3 protein-coding genes are annotated in these 2748 nt (G+C 40.7%); 2 read left to right on the top strand and 1 reads right to left on the bottom strand.

Annotated features, from left to right (window positions below):
* The first annotated feature begins 187 nt into the window (after positions 1-187).
* On the top strand, positions 188-421 hold the full coding sequence (locus tag P8M52_RS01405; RefSeq protein WP_300306274.1) for a YfhL family 4Fe-4S dicluster ferredoxin: 234 nt from the start codon (positions 188-190) through the stop codon (positions 419-421).
* 63 nt (positions 422-484) lie between these two features.
* On the opposite strand, the gene P8M52_RS01400 is transcribed toward P8M52_RS01405, so the two are convergent.
* Positions 485-1567, bottom strand: coding sequence for an alanine--glyoxylate aminotransferase family protein (locus P8M52_RS01400; protein ID WP_300306271.1), 1083 nt, complete (start codon positions 1565-1567; stop codon positions 485-487).
* 82 nt (positions 1568-1649) lie between these two features.
* Between P8M52_RS01400 and P8M52_RS01395 the strand changes: the two genes are divergently transcribed.
* Positions 1650-2748: FAD-binding protein (locus tag P8M52_RS01395; RefSeq protein ID WP_300306269.1), on the top strand; the 1099-nt coding region annotated here is incomplete at its 3' end.

The raw sequence follows: 2748 nt of genomic DNA, 5'->3' as shown, positions 1-2748 counted from the left end.
GGCGAGTTTTGCTTGAGAGGATAGTGAGATTAACGCGGTTGAAAGAAGGATAAATAGACGCAACATAAGGTTATTTTTACTGAATAAATACAGCCATTGATGATACCGCAAAACACAATAAAAATAAGGGTAACAATACGGTAAAATACTACTAAATTTTATTATTGTTTTGTATTAGGAGAAAGTCATGTCTTTATTAATTACTGATGAGTGTATTAATTGTGATGTTTGTGAACCAGAATGTCCAAATGATGCCATCTATATGGGTGATGAGATTTATGAGATTGATGGCGACCTATGCACGGAATGTGTAGGCCATTTTGACGAGCCTCAGTGTGTCGAGGTTTGTCCAGTTGATTGTTGTCTACCTGATCCAGATCGTAAAGAAACGGAAGAAGAATTATTGGCTAAACTCAAATAATCTTGTAATTGCGCATTAAAAAAGGCGACCCTAGGGTCGCCTTTTTACTTTAAACAATTAAAATTATTTGCCTAATTCATCCTTAAGAGCAGCTAAACATAATGCAATATTCTCTTTTCGAGAAGAGTGACCCATTAGACCAATGCGCCATACTTTTCCTGCATAAGCGCCAAGGCCTGCGCCAATTTCTAAATTGTACTCGTTAAGTAAGATTGAGCGCACATTTGCATCGTCAGCACCTTCAGGGATGAATACTGAATTCAGTTGCGGGAGGCGATCAGATTCATTAACTAAGAAGTTAATGCCCATTGCCTCAAGACCAGTTTTTAATTCTTCATGGTTTGTTTGATGACGAGCCCACGAGTTTTCTAAGCCTTCTTCTGAAATCATTACCAAAGACTCATGTAAACCATATAGTGTGTTTACAGGTGCTGTATGGTGGTAGGTTCTTTTTGCACCTTCACCCCAGTAACCCATCACTAAGTTTAAATCTAAGAACCATGACGTTACTGGTGTCTTGCGGTTTTTAACTTTTGTTAATGCGCGCTCGTTAAAACTAACAGGAGAGATTCCCGGCATTGCTGAAAGACATTTTTGCGTACCTGAATAAATTGCATCAATTTCCCATTCGTCAACACGTAACTCGGAGCCAGCTAATGATGTTACTGCATCTACGATTGTCACACAATCGTTATCATGGGCTATTTTACAAAGGGTTTTTGCATCAGATTTAGCACCAGTTGAGGTTTCAGCATGAACAAAAGCTAAGATTTTCGCATCTGGATTCTCTGTTAATGCTTGCTCAACCTTGTCAGTTGATATGGCATTACCCCAATCATCTTCAACAACGATCGCCTCACCACCAAAGCGCGTGATGTTTTCTTTCATTCGCATACCAAATACGCCGTTGATACACACAACGACCTTGTCGCCAGGTTCAACTAAATTAGCAAAACAAGTTTCCATACCAGCAGATCCAGGTGCGGAAACCGGCATGGTTAGTTCGTTTTCAGTTTGAAAAATGTACTTCAAGCCCTCTTTGGTTTCATTCATCATGCCAACAAAAGCAGGGTCTAGATGACCAATAGTCGGTCGAGCCATTGCTGATAGAATTCTAGGGTGTACGTCTGACGGGCCTGGACCCATTAAAGTTCTTACTGGTGGATTAAATGATTTCAAAGTCTTTTTGGAGTTAATAAATTAAAAAATAGTCATTATAATTGCTTGTATGTCAATTATTCAAGAATTATCTCGTATACTGCCTAAGGGTATTATTTTAACCGGTGCAGAAAACACACGTCCGTTTGAGTGTGACGGGTTAAGTGTTTACCGGCAAAAGCCGTTGGCAGTAGTATTGCCAGAAAATATTGATCAAATCAAACAAGTGTTGAGAATTTGTAAAGCACACCAAACGCCTGTGGTTACTCGTGGTGCTGGTACTGGTCTTGCAGGTGGCGCGATGCCTTTGTCCGATTCTATTGTATTGGGTTTATCAAAACTTAATCAAGTTAAACATATTGATGCCACCAAGCAATTAGCAATTGTTGAGCCGGGCGTTAGGAATATCGCCATTAGTGAGGCTGTTGAGAGTTATGGTTTGTATTATGCGCCTGATCCTTCGAGTCAAATTGCTTGCAGTATTGGTGGCAATGTGGCTGAAAATTCAGGAGGCGTACATTGCCTAAAGTATGGGTTAACCGTGCACAATGTTGAAGCAGTTAAGATTCTTACTATCGACGGTGAAGAACTTGTATTATCAAGAAATGATCAGGGCTTGGGCCTATTAGCATTGATGAATGGCTCAGAAGGTTTGCTTGGCGTTATAGTAGAGATTACAGTTAAGTTAACCAGAAAGCCGAATCTAGCCCGAGTAGTGATGGCAGGATTTGATTCAGTGCGTGATTGTGCTAATTCTGTGGCAGACATTATTAAAGCCGGAGTTATTCCTGCAGGCCTTGAAATGATGGACAGTTTTGCCATTGAAGCGGCAGAGGGCTTTGCTCAAGTCGGCTATCCTGTAGATGCAAAGGCATTATTACTCTGTGAATTGGATGGAACCGAGAGCGAAGTACAGGCTGAGTTGGATGTTGTATTAAAGGTATTATCTGGCGCCTCAAGTATCAAAGTTTCGAGTAATGAGCAAGAGCGACTAGATCTATGGAAGGGTCGTAAATCGGCATTTCCTGCCGTGGGTCGACTCTCACCTGACTATTACTGTATGGATGGCACTATTCCAAGGCGTCATCTGGCAGATATGCTTGAAAAAATTAATGAACTATCTCAAAAATATCAACTGAGAGTGGCTAATGTCTTTCATGCAGGTGATG

Origin of the sequence: Candidatus Thioglobus sp., from assembly GCF_029243085.1 — a bacterium.
GTDB lineage: Bacteria > Pseudomonadota > Gammaproteobacteria > PS1 > Pseudothioglobaceae > Thioglobus_A.
This window is presented reverse-complemented; position numbering and strand designations above follow the sequence as displayed.